Origin of the sequence: Nostoc sp. C117, from assembly GCF_043099735.1 — a bacterium.
Taxonomy (GTDB): Bacteria; Cyanobacteriota; Cyanobacteriia; order Cyanobacteriales; family Nostocaceae; genus Nostoc.
This window is the reverse complement of record NZ_CP170991.1, coordinates 6,153,929-6,170,704: the sequence shown is the minus strand read 5'-3', so window position 1 is coordinate 6,170,704 and position 16,776 is coordinate 6,153,929. Positions and strand designations below refer to the sequence as shown.

Annotated in this window: 10 protein-coding genes; 6 read left to right on the top strand and 4 right to left on the bottom strand. The window is 45.3% G+C overall.

The genetic code is table 11. The annotated features are described in order from the left end of the window. Positions 1-107: 107 nt before the first annotated feature. Positions 108-1,007: an Hsp33 family molecular chaperone HslO gene (gene hslO, locus ACFG4S_RS26460; RefSeq protein WP_392531905.1), complete on the bottom strand. Its 900-nt coding sequence runs from the start codon at positions 1,005-1,007 to the stop codon at positions 108-110. A 249-nt stretch (positions 1,008-1,256) separates the two neighbouring features. Between hslO and ACFG4S_RS26455 the strand changes: the two genes are divergently transcribed. Beyond that, the gene (locus tag ACFG4S_RS26455) at positions 1,257-1,643 is read left to right on the top strand and encodes a hypothetical protein (protein ID WP_392536085.1); all 387 of its coding nucleotides are present in this window, start codon (positions 1,257-1,259) and stop codon (positions 1,641-1,643) included. A 35-nt stretch (positions 1,644-1,678) separates the two neighbouring features. Here ACFG4S_RS26455 and ACFG4S_RS26450 read toward each other — a convergent pair whose 3' ends face one another. The 3 genes from ACFG4S_RS26450 to hisD all read right to left on the bottom strand — a co-directional run bounded on the left by ACFG4S_RS26450 (position 1,679) and on the right by hisD (position 4,073). Beyond that, positions 1,679-1,882: a hypothetical protein gene (locus ACFG4S_RS26450; protein WP_392531904.1), complete on the bottom strand. Its 204-nt coding sequence runs from the start codon at positions 1,880-1,882 to the stop codon at positions 1,679-1,681. A gap of 69 nt (positions 1,883-1,951) precedes the next feature. Then, the gene (locus tag ACFG4S_RS26445) at positions 1,952-2,377 is read right to left on the bottom strand and encodes a universal stress protein (RefSeq protein WP_392531903.1); all 426 of its coding nucleotides are present in this window, start codon (positions 2,375-2,377) and stop codon (positions 1,952-1,954) included. Positions 2,378-2,771: 394 nt separating this feature from the next. Next, entirely contained in the window at positions 2,772-4,073 is a 1,302-nt protein-coding gene (gene hisD / locus ACFG4S_RS26440) for a histidinol dehydrogenase (protein ID WP_392531902.1), read from the bottom strand. 862 nt (positions 4,074-4,935) lie between these two features. Here hisD and rpsT point away from each other — a divergent pair. From rpsT to ACFG4S_RS26415, 5 genes are all read left to right on the top strand, one after another. Then, positions 4,936-5,232: a 30S ribosomal protein S20 gene (gene rpsT, locus ACFG4S_RS26435; RefSeq protein ID WP_392531901.1), complete on the top strand. Its 297-nt coding sequence runs from the start codon at positions 4,936-4,938 to the stop codon at positions 5,230-5,232. 62 nt (positions 5,233-5,294) lie between these two features. After that, positions 5,295-6,080 carry a TatD family hydrolase gene (locus ACFG4S_RS26430; RefSeq protein ID WP_392531900.1) on the top strand — a complete coding sequence of 262 codons (786 nt, stop codon included), beginning with the start codon at positions 5,295-5,297 and terminating at the stop codon, positions 6,078-6,080. 753 nt (positions 6,081-6,833) lie between these two features. Then, the gene (rpoB, locus tag ACFG4S_RS26425; protein WP_392531899.1) at positions 6,834-10,133 is read left to right on the top strand and encodes a DNA-directed RNA polymerase subunit beta; all 3,300 of its coding nucleotides are present in this window, start codon (positions 6,834-6,836) and stop codon (positions 10,131-10,133) included. Positions 10,134-10,269: 136 nt separating this feature from the next. After that, the gene (locus ACFG4S_RS26420) at positions 10,270-12,147 is read left to right on the top strand and encodes a DNA-directed RNA polymerase subunit gamma (RefSeq protein WP_392531898.1); all 1,878 of its coding nucleotides are present in this window, start codon (positions 10,270-10,272) and stop codon (positions 12,145-12,147) included. Positions 12,148-12,304: 157 nt separating this feature from the next. After that, positions 12,305-16,384: a DNA-directed RNA polymerase subunit beta'' gene (locus ACFG4S_RS26415; protein WP_392531897.1), complete on the top strand. Its 4,080-nt coding sequence runs from the start codon at positions 12,305-12,307 to the stop codon at positions 16,382-16,384. Positions 16,385-16,776: the final 392 nt, after the last annotated feature.

Sequence of the window (16,776 nt, the reverse complement as noted above, 5' to 3'; positions counted from 1 at the left end):
TTGTTGCTATAGTAGCTTTGTCATGATTATAAAGCTACTTTTTCCGGGTTTGTCTCCACAGATACCATTAGCAATCTCAAAGAATAGTGACCTTTTATACTTTATCCTCAAACGGTAGATTCAGCCTTCAAATCGGCAATGAGCTGAGCCAACTGTTCGCTACTTGCCTGGTAAACGTTGCCGCAAAACTCGCAAGTTGCTTGGGCGCCATCATCTTTAATAATCATATCTTGGAGTTCGGTTTCTCCCAAAATCTTCAATGCGCCTAAAACGCGATCGAAAGAACAGCCACAATGGAAGCGCAGCATTTGCCGTTCTGGAAACATTTCCAGTCCCATATCTCCTAGCAAATCGCCAAATATCTCAGGTAAAGTCTTCCCAGCTTGTAACAATGGTGTAAATCCCGCTAAACCAGCTATTCGTGATTCCAAGGTTTCTACTAGTGCCTCGTCTCTGGCGGCTTTGGGTAACACTTGCACCAGTAATCCGCCAGCAGCAGTTACTCCACCTGCTCCCACAAACACACCTACAACTAAAGCTGAAGGAGTTTGTTCGGAATTCAGCAAATAATGAGCTACATCATCACCAATTTCTCCAGAAACTAGTTCTACAGTACTAGAGTAAGGGTAACCATAACCGATATCTCGGACAACGTAGAGGTAGCCGCTACCCACCGCACCACCTACATCTAGCTTACCTTTGGCATTGGGGGGTAACTCCACAGATGGATTTCCCACATACCCCCGTACTGTGCCATCTAGACCTGCATCTACCAAGATTCCACCCAAAGGTCCATCACCCTTAACTCGGACATTCACCCTCGATCCAGTTCGCTTCATGCTAGAAGCCATTAATAAGCCAGCTACCATTGTTCGTCCTAGTGCTGCCGTTGCCACATAGGAAAGTTGATGTCGCCGTCGTGCTTCTTCTGTTAAACGTGTGGCGATCGCACCTACGGCACGAATCCCACCCCCGGCTGCTGTTGCACGAATTAACTGATCCGCCATGAATACCCTTACATTTCTTAACAAGTCCACTTTTCTATTCTAAGTTCTCTGCTGGTAGAAAAGTCACACCGTAATAGGCTGATGTGCGTCTAACTTTAGATAAACACTCTTTATCATCGTTGACTGTTATCAGTCATCAGTCAACCGTCATCAGGTAAATATACAAGTTCAATGCGTAACAGCTTAACCAGTGATTGGATTTGCAATATTAGAAGTAGCGATGTTTCACCTTTAGGTAATCTTAGAAAAATGCTGGGTAATTTTCAACAAAGTCAACTGCGGATCGAAATTGAAGCACCAACAGATGCAATTCGTAACAGTCTGGTGCATCCTGTGCAACTAGAAAAATGGCTTTTAGGGCAACGCTTTGCGCCAGGAATGCCAGAAGAACTGCTTGCCGGATTCCAGTTTACAACTTGGACTGGACCGATTGCGATTCATCATCAAGTAGACGTTGTAAAATCCAATTGCCTCCGCTTGCTACTTAGTGGAGGCATTGACGGGTTTCATGAATGGTACTGGGGAGAAGGTTGGGTACAGTCGCGTTTGGAAGGAGTTTCGCTTTTACCCTTGAATTTGGGACAAACCTTGAGTTTGTTGAGCTTACGTCAGTTTTTGGCAACTCAAAGGCGTTAAATTCGGGATTAGGGATTGCCTTGTTCCCCTAATCCCTAGTCCCAGTCTTGTTTTGTGTTTTCGGGAAGAGGGCGATCGCTGTAGGAACAACGCGATTTGGTGAGGTTTGGTAAAAAACGTGCGATCGCAAACCTAGTTAAGTAAGCAACACAAATAATCCTTTTAATGAATATGAAAAAGCTACTGGCAAAGAAATCTTTTTTACCCAACCACAAAATCGCGTTGCTCCTGATCGCCACCTTGTTTTCAAGTATTCTTCAAAGGTTAATTTTGGGGTAGTTATAGTCATTGCTTCCCGTTGCGAATCTTTACTTTGGTTTTATGACTAACACTGAACAATTCGCCTCTTCCACAACTTGACTGCTAACAGAACCCTGAACAATTCGCTTTACGCCTATCAACCCGCGACTGCCAATTATAATCAAGTCAGTTTTGTAAATATTGGCAAGGCGAATAATCTCTTCGGCAGGATCGCCAGTTACCAGTTCTAACTGACTTGTGACTGATAAATTTTCCTGATAAGATTGGAGCTGTTTTTCAATATAAAAATAAGAAAATGTTGACGACTCTGGCTGAGGACGATCGGCAGGTAGTTCGATCTCTGACTCTGGCGTAGGAAATACATGACAAAGAATAACTTTGGCATCTTTTGGCAACACCAAATTATCTAAAGTCTGAATTACTCGTTCTGAAATTTCCGAACCGTCCAGAGCTACCAAAATATTTTTTAGCACCGCTCTCGTCTCCTAAAGAGTAGACCCCATACATAAGTATCTACTAAAACCTGTTGGCAACTACACTAAATTAATTTTCTACCGGCTTGACTTGAAAGTACTCTTAGCGATAGCGGGGGATTTAGCCCATACTGAGTAAAAATACTAGTCCCTAATCCCCAGTCCCCAGTAACTCTTTCATCGGTTTTGGTATACGCAGTTAATAATGGCTATTATTTCAATTAGCCAGACAAGGGGCTTAAGCCCCTTGTTAAAAGTATCGGCAATGCCTCACTTTAGACACCCACCAGAAGGCTTCGTTTAGAATCGCAAATGGCGATCGCCATCCAAATTTTTCAGCAGAAGCTATCGAGTGAATTTTGCCAACAGTATAGGAAAAAATAAGTATTACAAATCACTCTTCTTGCTGAACTCGGCGTCGGACTGAATCAGCATGGGAAGGTAATCCCTCTGCTGTTGCTAGCACATCAATAGCACCAGCCACATTTTGCAGTGCAGTTTGGGAGTATTGAATAATACTGGAGTGTTTGAGAAAAGTTTCAACCCCCAATGCCGAAGCATACCGAGCAGCACCGGAGGTTGGCAAGGTGTGGTTAGGACCTGCTAAATAGTCTCCTACTGCTTCTGGTGTTGAGTAACCCAAAAAGATTGCCCCAGCGTGGCGAATTTGTGGTAATAGTGCCCAAGGGTCTTTGATTTCTAGTTCCAGGTGTTCGGGGGCAAATTCATTTGAGAGTTCTGCTGCTGCTGCCAAGGATTCGACAACGATAATTAAGCCGTAGTGAGCGATCGCCTTTTCTGTGTCTATTCGCCGTGGGTGATCCACTAGCTGTCTTTCCAAGGCTAATTGCACATTCTTGGCCAAAGCAGCATCCGTCGTCAGCAAAATAGCTGCCGCCATCGGATCGTGTTCGGCTTGGGCTAATAAGTCAGCAGCGACATACACCGGGTTAGCAGTTTCATCGGCAATCACCAGCACTTCGCTAGGGCCTGCCAAAGAATCAATACCAACAGTGCCATAGACAAGTTTTTTCGCTAGGGTGACATAAATGTTACCAGGTCCAGAAATCACATTCACTTTGGGAATTGTTTCTGTACCATAGGCTAAAGCGGCGATCGCTTGTGCCCCCCCAATGCGATAAATTTCTTGCACTCCTGCTTCTTGAGCTGCTACCAACACTGCTGGGTTAATTGCACCCCCTAGTCCTGGTGGTGTTACCATCACTACGTGAGGTACAGCAGCTACTTTTGCGGGAATTGCATTCATTAGCACTGTACTAGGATAGGCGGCACGACCACCAGGTACATACAAACCGGCACGGTCTACCGGAGTGTAGCGTTTGCCCAGTACTACTTCATCGTCGCCAAAGTGTACCCAGCTTTTCGGTACTCGCTGACGATGAAACGCTTCAATTTGGCGGCAAGCCAGCCGAATCGCCCCCATCAACTCCTTTGACACCTGTTGATAGGCCGCATCTAGTTCCGAGCCTGTGACACGGAGTTCTTCTGGCTTGAGGGTTTGTTTGTCAAATTCGGCCGTGTAATGCAATACAGCTTTATCGCCTTGACGCTTCACTGCTTGCAAAACTTCCCGCACGGTTGCTTCTTTGTTAAGCACCTGTTCGTCATGGGTGCGATCGCAGATCCGTTGTAGTTCTGCTCTAACGTCTGCCTGCTGAGTAATGATTCGCAGCATGGAGTAAGGACAATGCCAAAATTATAATATTCCCACATGAGATTTAGTGTTGCTCTTCACCCATTGGGGTGTGGAAGCTGACTCTAATTCTCTTCTCTAGCTTAACCTGGATTTTTTTGATACTCCCAAGGTTTCCAACACATGCTTTACTTGAGAAGGCAATTTAATTGTTCAATCCGATAAGCCTTGATTGGCGATCGGTAAGGAGCAGGCTTGCCATTTCCCACTATCCTTATGCTTTTATCTCCACTCCTTACGGGGGGAGTATGAGATTGCGTGCTTACAGAGCCAGTTTCCCCAATTTACAGGGGGTAGGGTCTGAGTATAATTTTTAATTTTCCTAACTTTTAGTAGTTTATGTACAGAAACAACATATCGGTTCTATAGTCTAAACTTCCTGAGATTTCAATGTTTACAGTTCTTTACCTTTAAATCACATACCCCTGGAAGGATAGATTTAGATTTTAAAGTAATTGCACTGTTTCTTCAGGTAGTGAGTTAGGGTAACTATTTTATTTTAGTTATGGAGTCTATTTTAACGCATTTCCTTACTTGGGGACACAGTGAATTGGGGTATGGGGCAAAGGAACGAACGGAAAAAAGTTGCAGCAAGAAACTTTTTTCCCTGCCCCTCATCTCCTCTGGTAGTCTCTCCATAACTAATGGATAGACTTGCTGTAGAGAGGGCGATTTATCATGTCTCTATAACAAAATGAATTTGACAGACCACACTAGTCCCTAATCCCTAACTTAATACCCAAGTACAGAATTTTTTTAGGAAATTCTAACATTGGCAATTTGGATGCTATATTAGTAAGTCTAGTAGTGTGTGTAAATATTAATATTCTTTCTGGAATTGACTGTGGCGAATACAAAATCTGCTCTCAAGCGTGCCGAAATCGCAGAACGTAATCGACTGCGTAATAAAGCTTACAAATCATCAGTTAAAACCCTGATGAAGAAATACTTGAATGCTGTAACTGTTTATGCAGCTAATCCTACCCCAGAATCAAAACAAGAAGTGGATTCTAGGTTATCTGAGGCTTACAGCAAAATCGATAAAGCAGTAAAAACGGGTGTACTTCACCCGAACAATGGGGCAAGGAAAAAGTCAAACTTGGCTCAGAAACTCAAACCTCTCACACAAACAGCTGAGTAGTCATTGGTCATTTGTCATTTAGTAACGACAAATGACGAAGGACAAGGGACAAAAGACAAACGATGCAACTGATAGACACCCACGTTCATCTCAACTTTGATAGTTTCCAGCCAGATTTAGCAACAGTTAGATCGCGGTGGCAAGAAGCAGGTGTAGTACGTTTAGTTCATTCCTGTGTTCATCCAGAGGAGTTTTCCAGCATTCAATCCATAGCTCACCAGTTTCCCGAAATCAGCTTTGCAGTGGGATTACATCCTTTAGATGCTGATAAATGGCATAGCGACACCGCCGAGAAAATCAAATTTTTGGCGTGTTCCGACTCGAATGTCGTAGCAATTGGGGAAATGGGGCTAGATTTTTACAAAGCTGATAACTACGAGCAACAGTACATGGTATTTGAGTCGCAGTTAGCGATCGCAGCTGAACTGAACTTACCAGTGATTATCCACTGTCGTGATGCTGCTGCCCAAACCAGAAAAGTGTTGCAAAAATGGCGGGAACTCAAAAAAGAAAGAGTCCGTGGTGTCATGCATTGTTGGGGAGGAACGCCAGAAGAAACTCAATGGTTTCTTGATTTAGGGTTCTACATCAGCTTTAGCGGAACAGTAACGTTCAAAAACGCTAAAGCGATCCAATCCTCAGCAGCGATGGTGAGTAGCGATCGCCTACTGATTGAAACAGATTGCCCTTTTTTGGCTCCTGTTCCGAAACGCGGCGAGAGACGCAACGAGCCGGCCTATGTGCTTTATGTAGCAGAACAAGTAGCGAAACTGCGTCAGGAAACAGTAGAGGCGATCGCCCATCAAACTACCCAAAATGCGTGTGAATTATTTGGTCTATCAATATAAAGTTTGCTTGAGTCTATTTTATTCAGTTGGGTAAAAAAATAAAACTCTAGGAGGACAAAAATATGTTAAGATCGTTCCCTCCAAAACATTTGAAAAGCGCCATAATGATAAAGGAAGGATCGTAGAACTTCTCATCGGAATTTCCCGTGATGTTATCGGCTTGACCATCCTCCAAATCTCTACAAGCGGATGCTCTCCACACATGACTAACCGTGCGAACCCAAATTGAGCTACACTTTTGCCAAACATCAGCTTGGTGTGTATTCAACCTATTCAAAATCGTTAAACAAAATTGCCTTGTGAGTAAAATTCAGCAAAATGAAGTGATTCTGATTCCAAACCGACAAGGTACAGATCATTCCCTCAGTCTTAGGATATCTCAGATATCACTGAGAGTATAAACAGCAGGGTGGGTTTAAGATTCACCGTGTTGCAGCTGCGTCAGCAGATTAACGCGCTTTTTGGAGGGTAAGTGAGAAAAGTAGATCGAATTCAGGAATATCTCAATTGTATATTCTTTTTGAATCAAGACTATAGTTGGTTTTTGGCTGCTGAGTCACCCATTAGTGGCGATTACCCATTGTCAAAATTGCTCATTCCAACCAGCTTTAATGGCTGCGTTTGTCCACACCTGTAAATCGCAAGTGTGTCAGAGAAAGTGTTCCCAAATAGCTTTGGACACTAGCTAGCAGTGGGAAGCGTCAAACAGCAGTGTCCAAGGGAAAATTTAACCAGGTTGACAAAGGTAGAGGCATGACTAAAGAAACATATATGGAACCCGCCTTTCTGTTGCCCGACTTGATTGAAATCCAGAGGTCAAGCTTTCGCTGGTTTTTGGAAGAAGGGCTGATAGAAGAACTTAACTCCTTTAGTCCTATTACAGATTATACGGGCAAACTAGAACTGCACTTTTTGGGTCATAACTACAAACTCAAAGAACCAAAGTATAGCGTTGAAGAAGCCAAACGGCGGGATAGTACCTATGCCGTCCAAATGTATGTTCCCACACGGTTGATTAATAAAGAAACCGGGGAAATCAAAGAGCAAGAGGTATTCATTGGTGATTTGCCTTTGATGACCGATCGCGGGACGTTTATTATTAACGGAGCCGAACGGGTAATTGTAAATCAAATCGTGCGATCGCCAGGAGTCTACTACAAATCAGAAATCGACAAAAACGGGCGACGTACCTATTCAGCTAGCTTAATTCCCAACCGGGGGGCATGGCTGAAATTTGAAACAGACCGTAACGATTTGGTGTGGGTACGCATTGACAAAACCCGCAAACTCTCAGCGCAGGTACTCCTAAAAGCTCTAGGTTTGTCAGACAACGAAATCTTTGACGCCTTACGCCACCCAGAATATTTCCAAAAAACCATCGAAAAAGAAGGGCAATTTTCCGAAGAAGAAGCCCTGATGGAGTTATATCGCAAACTGCGTCCTGGTGAACCACCCACAGTTTTAGGTGGACAACAACTCTTAGACTCTCGTTTCTTTGACCCAAAACGTTATGACTTGGGTAGGGTTGGACGCTACAAGCTAAACAAAAAATTACGCCTTTCTGTCCCAGATACCATGCGGGTGTTGACTGCTGGGGATATTTTGGCAGCCGTGGATTACCTGATTAACCTAGAATATGACATCGGTAATATCGATGACATTGACCACTTAGGCAACCGTCGGGTGAGAAGTGTCGGCGAATTGCTGCAAAACCAAGTGCGGGTAGGCTTAAACCGTCTAGAAAGAATTATTCGGGAACGGATGACTGTATCCGATGCCGAAGTTCTGACACCAGCTTCCTTGGTGAACCCCAAACCGCTGGTAGCAGCAATTAAAGAATTCTTTGGTTCTAGCCAGTTAAGTCAGTTCATGGATCAAACCAATCCTTTAGCCGAACTGACCCACAAACGCCGTCTCAGCGCTCTTGGTCCTGGTGGTTTAACCCGCGAACGCGCCGGATTTGCCGTCCGGGATATTCATCCTAGTCACTACGGGCGTATTTGTCCCATTGAGACACCAGAAGGACCCAACGCCGGGTTGATTGGCTCCTTGGCAACCCATGCGCGAGTTAACTTGTATGGGTTCTTAGAAACGCCATTTAGACCTGTAGAAAATGGGCTGGTTCGGTTTGACCTGCCTCCGGCCTACATGACAGCCGATGAAGAAGATGACCTGCGGGTTGCTCCTGGGGATATTCCTGTAGATGATGAAGGCCACATTATTGGTCCACAAGTGCCAGTACGCTATCGTCAGGAATTCTCTACTACAACGCCAGAGCAAGTAGACTATGTAGCCGTGTCTCCGGTACAGATTGTGTCTGTGGCGACCAGTATGATTCCCTTCTTGGAGCATGATGACGCTAACCGAGCGCTCATGGGGTCAAACATGCAACGGCAAGCAGTACCCCTACTCAAGCCAGAGCGTCCTTTGGTGGGCACAGGTTTGGAAGCTCAAGGAGCAAGAGACTCTGGGATGGTAATTGTATCACGTACTGATGGCGATGTCACCTATGTGGATGCCACAGAAATTCGTGTCCGTCCTAAACCCAATACCTCAGAAATTAAATACACCCTTTCCAAGTACCAACGCTCAAACCAAGATACTTGTTTAAATCAGAAACCCCTCGTCCGCATTGGGGAAAAAGTAGTCGCGGGTCAGGTACTAGCTGATGGTTCCTCCACCGAAGGTGGTGAATTGGCCTTGGGACAAAATATCGTCGTTGCTTACATGCCTTGGGAAGGCTACAACTACGAAGACGCAATTTTAATTTCCGAAAGACTGGTGCAGGATGATGTTTACACCTCAATTCACATTGAAAAATATGAAATTGAAGCTAGACAGACGAAACTAGGGCCAGAAGAAATCACCAGAGAAATTCCCAACGTCGGGGAAGATGCCTTGCGTCAGTTAGATGAACAGGGAATCATCCGCATTGGGGCATGGGTAGAAGCTGGGGATATCTTGGTAGGAAAAGTTACACCAAAAGGTGAATCTGACCAACCGCCAGAAGAAAAACTGTTGCGTGCCATTTTCGGTGAAAAAGCCCGAGATGTGCGAGACAATTCCTTGCGAGTTCCCAACGGTGAAAAAGGTCGCGTAGTTGACGTGCGCTTGTTTACCCGCGAACAAGGCGATGAACTACCACCAGGAGCCAACATGGTAGTCCGGGTGTATGTTGCCCAAAAACGCAAAATCCAAGTTGGCGACAAAATGGCAGGACGCCACGGTAATAAAGGGATTATTTCTCGGATTTTGCCAGCGGAAGATATGCCTTATTTGCCCGATGGTTCGCCAGTAGACATCGTACTTAACCCCTTGGGTGTACCCAGTCGGATGAACGTCGGACAAGTATTTGAATGCCTCTTGGGTTGGGCTGGTCAAACCTTGGGAGTACGATTTAAGATTACTCCCTTTGACGAAATGTACGGTGAAGAGTCATCTCGGCGAATTGTGCATGGCAAATTGCAAGAAGCACGAGACGAAACAGGGAAAGATTGGGTATATAACCCAGATAATCCAGGCAAAATCATGGTGTATGACGGTCGTACAGGCGAACCCTTTGACCGGGCAATTACCATCGGTGTGGCTTACATGCTGAAGCTGGTGCATTTGGTGGATGATAAGATCCACGCCCGTTCAACAGGTCCATACTCACTGGTGACTCAGCAACCTTTGGGTGGTAAAGCCCAACAAGGTGGTCAGCGGTTTGGAGAAATGGAAGTGTGGGCATTGGAAGCCTTTGGTGCAGCTTACACCTTACAGGAATTGCTGACAGTTAAATCAGACGATATGCAAGGACGGAATGAAGCGTTAAATGCGATCGTTAAAGGTAAAGCAATTCCCCGACCAGGAACACCAGAGTCCTTTAAGGTGCTAATGCGCGAGTTGCAATCATTGGGGTTAGACATTGCCGTACACAAGGTTGAAACCCAAGCAGACGGCAGTTCCCTAGATGTGGAAGTCGATTTGATGGCAGACCAATCAGCCCGTCGCACACCTCCTCGACCGACCTATGAATCTCTTTCCCGCGAATCACTGGAAGATGACGAATAAGGAGTGCTGAGTGCTGAGTGCTGAGTATTAAAAACTCAGTAATTGGCATTTAGCACTTGGATCTTTCTTAATTCAAACCTTAAAACTAAATATACTCAAAACTCAAAACTCATAACTCGGAACTCAGCACTTAAGTATGAGACCTGCCCAAACGAATCAGTTTGACTACGTAAAAATCGGCTTGGCTTCCCCCGAACGCATTCGTCAGTGGGGCGAGAGAACATTGCCCAACGGTCAAGTAGTCGGTGAAGTCACCAAGCCAGAAACGATTAATTACCGAACTCTGAAGCCAGAGATGGATGGCTTGTTCTGTGAGCGGATCTTTGGGCCTGCGAAAGATTGGGAGTGCCATTGTGGCAAGTATAAAAGAGTTCGTCATAGAGGTATTGTCTGTGAGCGCTGTGGTGTAGAAGTCACGGAGTCGCGGGTGCGTCGCCACCGTATGGGCTATATTAAACTCGCCGCACCAGTAGCTCACGTCTGGTATCTCAAAGGCATTCCTAGCTATATTTCGATCCTGTTGGATATGCCTTTGCGGGATGTCGAGCAGATTGTCTATTTCAACTCTTATGTTGTCCTAAGTCCAGGTAATGCCGAAACTTTAACTTACAAACAGCTACTGAGTGAAGACCAGTGGCTGGAAATTGAAGACCAAATTTATAGTGAAGATTCTCTGCTGCAAGGCGTAGAGGTAGGTATTGGTGCTGAAGCACTGTTGCGCTTGCTTGCCGATATTAATTTAGAACAAGAAGCCGAAAGCCTACGGGAAGAAATTGGCAACGCCAAGGGACAAAAGAGAGCCAAGCTAATTAAGCGACTGCGGGTGATTGACAACTTTATCGCTACTGGTTCAAAACCAGAGTGGATGGTAATGGCAGTCATTCCCGTGATTCCTCCCGACTTGCGCCCAATGGTGCAACTAGATGGCGGACGCTTTGCTACCAGCGATTTGAATGATTTATATCGGCGGGTAATTAACCGCAACAATCGTTTGGCACGCTTACAAGAAATTTTGGCGCCAGAGATTATTGTGCGGAACGAAAAGCGGATGCTGCAAGAAGCAGTGGATGCTTTGATTGACAATGGTCGTCGGGGACGGACTGTGGTAGGGGCAAATAACCGACCACTGAAATCTTTATCCGACATTATTGAGGGTAAGCAAGGACGTTTTAGACAAAACTTGTTAGGTAAACGGGTTGATTACTCTGGACGTTCGGTTATTGTTGTCGGACCAAAGCTGAAAATTCACCAGTGCGGTTTGCCTAGAGAAATGGCGATCGAGTTATTTCAACCATTTGTGATTAACCGCCTAATTCGTAGTGGCATGGTGAATAACATCAAAGCTGCGAAAAAGCTGATATCCCGCAATGATCCCAGTGTTTGGGATGTCCTAGAAGAGGTGATTGAAGGACACCCGGTGATGCTAAACCGGGCACCGACGTTGCACCGTTTGGGTATTCAGTCTTTTGAACCGATTTTAGTAGAAGGTAGAGCGATTCAACTGCATCCTCTGGTGTGTCCAGCGTTTAACGCCGACTTTGACGGCGACCAAATGGCGGTACACGTGCCTTTGTCATTAGAAAGTCAGGCTGAAGCGCGCTTGCTGATGTTGGCTTCTAACAATATTTTGTCACCAGCCACAGGTAAACCCATTATCACGCCTAGCCAAGATATGGTATTGGGAGCATATTACTTAACAGCAGAAAATCCTGGTGCGACAAAAGGCGCAGGAAAGTACTTTTCTTCGCTAGAGGATGTAATTATGGCTTTTCAGCAAGATCAAATTGACTTGCACGCTTATATTTACGTAAGGTTTGACGGTGAAATAGAATCAGACCAACCGGATACAGAACCCGTGAAAGTGACGGAAAACGAGGATGGTACCCGCACATTACTCTATAAGTTCCGTCGAGTCAGACAAGACGCTAAGGGCAATGTACTTTCTCAGTATATATACACAACTCCGGGTCGCGTTATTTACAACAATGCCATTCAAGAAGCACTAGCAAGTTAATTAGTAATTTCTAATGACGCTCGCGGACTCGCTCTAAGCGAAGCCATGCCGTTCGCGTTAGCGTCTCTGAAAGAGAAGGCTTTACGCTGCGCTAACGTAATTCGTAATTAATCCTTCAATTACGAATTACGAATTATTAATTTAGGACTAATGATTAATGACTAACGAAAAAATGATTTTTCGGAATCGCGTGGTTGACAAAGGTCAACTAAGAAATTTAATTTCTTGGGCTTTTACGAATTATGGTACAGCGCGAACCGCAGTGATGGCGGACAAATTGAAAGATTTGGGTTTTCGCTACGCTACCAAGGCAGGGGTTTCAATCAGTGTAGATGACTTGATGGTGCCACCAACCAAGCGATTGCTCCTTGAAGCAGCAGAAGAAGAAATTCGGGCAACGGAGCAACGTTACCAACGGGGAGAAATCACTGAAGTAGAACGGTTCCAAAAGGTAATTGATACCTGGAATAGTACTAGTGAAGCCCTCAAAGATGAAGTAGTCGTCCACTTCAAGAAGACTAATCCCCTGAACTCTGTTTACATGATGGCGTTCTCTGGGGCGCGTGGTAACATCTCCCAAGTCCGGCAATTGGTAGGAATGCGGGGACTGATGGCAGATCCCCAAGGAGAAATTATCGATTTACCCATCAAAACCAATTTCCGTGAAGGATTGACTGTAACGGAATACATTATTTCGTCTTACGGTGCGAGAAAAGGATTGGTAGATACCGCCTTAAGAACGGCTGACTCTGGTTATCTCACCCGGCGTTTGGTGGACGTATCCCAGGATGTAATTATTCGGGAATTTGACTGCGGCACTACCAGAGGAATTCCCATTCGCCCAATGACAGAAGGTGCGAAAACCTTGATCCCTCTGGGAACCCGCTTGATGGGACGGGTAATTGGCGAAGATGTGGTGCATCCGGTGACAAAAGAAGTCATTGCACCACGCAATACTCCAGTTTCTGAGGACTTAGCGAAGAAGATTGAAAAATCTGGGGTAGGAGAAGTTGTACTGCGATCGCCCCTAACTTGTGAAGCAGCACGTTCTGTTTGTCAACACTGCTACGGTTGGAGTCTAGCCCACGCCAAGATGGTGGACTTAGGCGAGGCTGTGGGGATTATTGCTGCTCAAAGTATCGGCGAACCTGGTACCCAGTTAACCATGCGGACATTTCACACAGGTGGGGTGTTTACTGGGGAAGTGGCGCAACAAGTTCGTTCTAAAATCGATGGAACTGTCAAGCTTCCCCGGAAACTGAAGACCAGAACATATCGTACCCGCCACGGGGAAGATGCCCTCTATGTTGAGGCTAATGGCATCATGCTTTTGGAGCCAACAAAAGTAGGTGATGTCACCCCAGACAACCAAGAGGTTCATCTGACTCAAGGTTCAACATTATATGTATTTGATGGAAATAAGGTAAAACAAGGACAGTTGTTGGCAGAGGTTGCCCTTGGTGGGCGGACAACTCGGACTAATACAGAAAAAGCCGTTAAAGATGTTGCCTCTGATTTAGCAGGGGAAGTGCAATTTGCTGAAGTAGTCCCAGAACAAAAAACCGATCGCCAAGGTAACACCACAACCACAGCCGCACGGGGTGGCTTGATTTGGATTTTGTCTGGGGAAGTTTACAACTTGCCACCAGGTGCAGAATTGGTGGTGAAAAATGGTGATGCGATCGCCTCCAACGGAGTTTTAGCAGAAACCAAGTTAACCACTTTACACGGTGGTGTGGTGCGCTTACCCGAAGCTAACCCAGGTAAGAGTACCAGGGAAATTGAGATTATCACTGCTTCTGTGGTCTTAGACCAAGCAACAGTCACAGTCCAAAGTTCCCAAGGTCGCAATAACTACCTAGTATCAACTGGCAACAACCAGGTATTTAACCTCCGGGCTACACCAGGCACAAAAGTACAAAATGGTCAAGTGGTAGCTGAGTTAATTGACGATCGCTATCGCACAACCACCGGTGGATTCTTGAAATTCGCAGGGGTGGAAGTCCAGAAAAAAGGCAAAGCCAAGCTGGGTTACGAAGTTGTCCAGGGCGGTACACTGTTGTGGATTCCCGAAGAAAGCCACGAAGTTAATAAAGATATCTCGTTACTTTTGGTAGAAGACGGGCAGTTTGTAGAAGCTGGTACCGAAGTTGTGAAGGATATCTTCTGCCAAAACAGTGGCGTCATCGAAGTTACCCAGAAAAACGACATCCTGCGGGAAGTCGTGGTGAAACCAGGGGAACTGCTGATGGTGGACGATCCCGAATCAGTTATGGGACGGGATAACACCTTTATCCAACCAGGCGAGGAATTCCAAGGCAGGGTAGCCACAGAGTTACGCTATATCCAATATGTGGAGACACCAGAAGGACCTGCCCTGTTAAGTCGTCCGGTAGTCGAGTTTGCCGTACCAAACAATCCCGATGTGCCATCAACGACATCGGTCAGTCAACAAACTGGGCGTTCCATTGAGTTGCGGGCAGTGCAACGACTGCCTTACAAAGATTCCGAACGCGTGAAATCTGTGGAAGGTGTGGAACTGCTACGAACCCAGCTAGTGTTGGAGATTGAGCAAGAAGGCGAACAAGACCACAACGCTTCGCCCCTAGCAGCAGATATTGAATTGGTACAGGATACTGAAGACCCAGAAGTTCAGCGCTTGCAACTGGTGATTTTGGAGTCCTTAGTAATTCGTCGAGACATTACCGCCGATGCTACCCAAGGTAGTACCCAGACAACACTGGAAGTACAAGATGGACTAAGCATCGCCCCTGGTTCTGTGGTGGCACGTACCCAAATCTTGTCTAAAGAAGGTGGGATAGTCCGGGGTGTCCAAAAGGGAACCGAAAATGTCCGCCGATGCTTAGTGTTGCGTGATACTGATATGATAACGCTGAATACTACTAGTCAACCGAAAGTAAAGGCGGGTGACTTGCTGGTAGAAGGTACAGAAGTTGCTGCCGGAGTATTTAGTGAAGAATCTGGGCAAGTAATGAATGTGAAAAAGTTAGGAGTTAACAGTGAGGAGTTAAAAGGTAATTCCGAAACTTCTAACTCCTCACTCCAAACTCAGAACTACGCTATTACTATCCGCGTTGGTCGCCCCTACCGAGTCAGCCCTGGTGCTGTGTTGCAGATAGAAGATGGTGATTTGGTACAACGGGGTGATAACTTAGTGTTGTTGGTGTTTGAACGCGCCAAAACCGGAGACATCATTCAAGGTTTGCCCCGGATTGAAGAACTGCTCGAAGCTCGTAAACCGAAAGAAGCCTGTATTTTATGTCGGCGGGCGGGAGAAGTTAAAGTAGTTTACGGCGACGGTGATGAAGCGATCGCCATTAAGGTCGTAGAATCCAATGGCGTAGTTACAGATTATCCTCTAGGCCCTGGACAAAATTTAATTGTCCCAGATGGTTCTCATGTGTTAGCCGGACAACCGTTAACTGATGGTCCATCCAATCCCCACGAAATTTTGGAAATCTTCTTTAGCCTGGGTTCGGAAGACGGAATTTATGCTTGTGCTAGCCATGCTTTGCAGAAGGTACAGTCATTTTTGGTGAATGAAGTACAAATGGTGTATCAGTCTCAAGGGATTGATATTTCCGACAAGCACATTGAAGTCATTGTTCGCCAGATGACCAACAAAGTCCGGATTGATGATGGTGGTGACACCACAATGCTTCCTGGAGAATTGGTGGAACTGCGCCAAGTTGAGCAGGTGAACGAAGCCATGTCAATTACAGGTGGTGCAAAGGCACAGTATACCCCAGTATTGTTGGGTATCACCAAAGCATCCTTGAACACCGACAGCTTTATTTCCGCTGCATCCTTCCAAGAGACCACACGGGTATTAACCGAAGCAGCTATCGAAGGTAAATCTGACTGGCTGCGGGGATTAAAAGAAAACGTGATTATCGGGCGATTGATTCCGGCTGGTACTGGTTACAACACTTATGAAGAAACCAGTGCGATCGATGACTATGCTGCTGATATTACCAGTAGTGTCTTAGATGAAGTTGACGATCCCCTGGATATGGTCTTAGATGACCGCACTGCTCGCACCTATAATTTAGATTCTCCTACCCTTGGAGTTGGAGACTCTAGCTATGGTAACAGACGTGCAGAAAGGTCAGTTTTAGATGAGGAGGATGATTTAATCGCTGATGAAGTAGCAGCAGATGAAGAGGATTACGAAGAAGACGACGAAGACGACGAAGACGATTTTGATGAAGAATAAAAAGTAGAGACGCGATTAATCGCGTCTGTATAAAAATAAAAAGGCAAAAGAAGATTTTCTTTTGCCTTTTTATTTGCTTTCAAGAAATAGATGTAGTTAGGGACTTCCTTTATTACTTAACAGGGACACGACATCAAAGTAATCGGTAAATGATTAAGCTGTTACGCATTTAATTTTTACATTTACCTGATGCCTGTTAACCATTAACCGTCAAAATTCAACGACCATCAAGAGTGTTTATATACTTTAAACACGCATCAGCTTATTCAGTCTTAAATCAACGTGCGCCTCCAGAAGAAGCCAATTAATATTAGTCTGAATAATTAAGTTGTTGGCTGCTGGTCGTCAACATAAAACAATTCAAATTTGGGATATATTCACTGGTCAATTAC

Coding starts and splice junctions, on each gene's coding strand:
- hslO (WP_392531905.1), bottom strand. CDS start 1,007: ATGGCGGATCAGTTAATTCGTGCAACAGCAGCCGGGGGTGGGATTCGT.
- ACFG4S_RS26430 (WP_392531900.1), top strand. CDS start 5,295: ATGCAACTGATAGACACCCACGTTCATCTCAACTTTGATAGTTTCCAG.
- ACFG4S_RS26415 (WP_392531897.1), top strand. CDS start 12,305: ATGACTAACGAAAAAATGATTTTTCGGAATCGCGTGGTTGACAAAGGT.
- ACFG4S_RS26420 (WP_392531898.1), top strand. CDS start 10,270: ATGAGACCTGCCCAAACGAATCAGTTTGACTACGTAAAAATCGGCTTG.
- hisD (WP_392531902.1), bottom strand. CDS start 4,073: ATGCTGCGAATCATTACTCAGCAGGCAGACGTTAGAGCAGAACTACAA.
- rpoB (WP_392531899.1), top strand. CDS start 6,834: ATGACTAAAGAAACATATATGGAACCCGCCTTTCTGTTGCCCGACTTG.
- ACFG4S_RS26455 (WP_392536085.1), top strand. CDS start 1,257: ATGCTGGGTAATTTTCAACAAAGTCAACTGCGGATCGAAATTGAAGCA.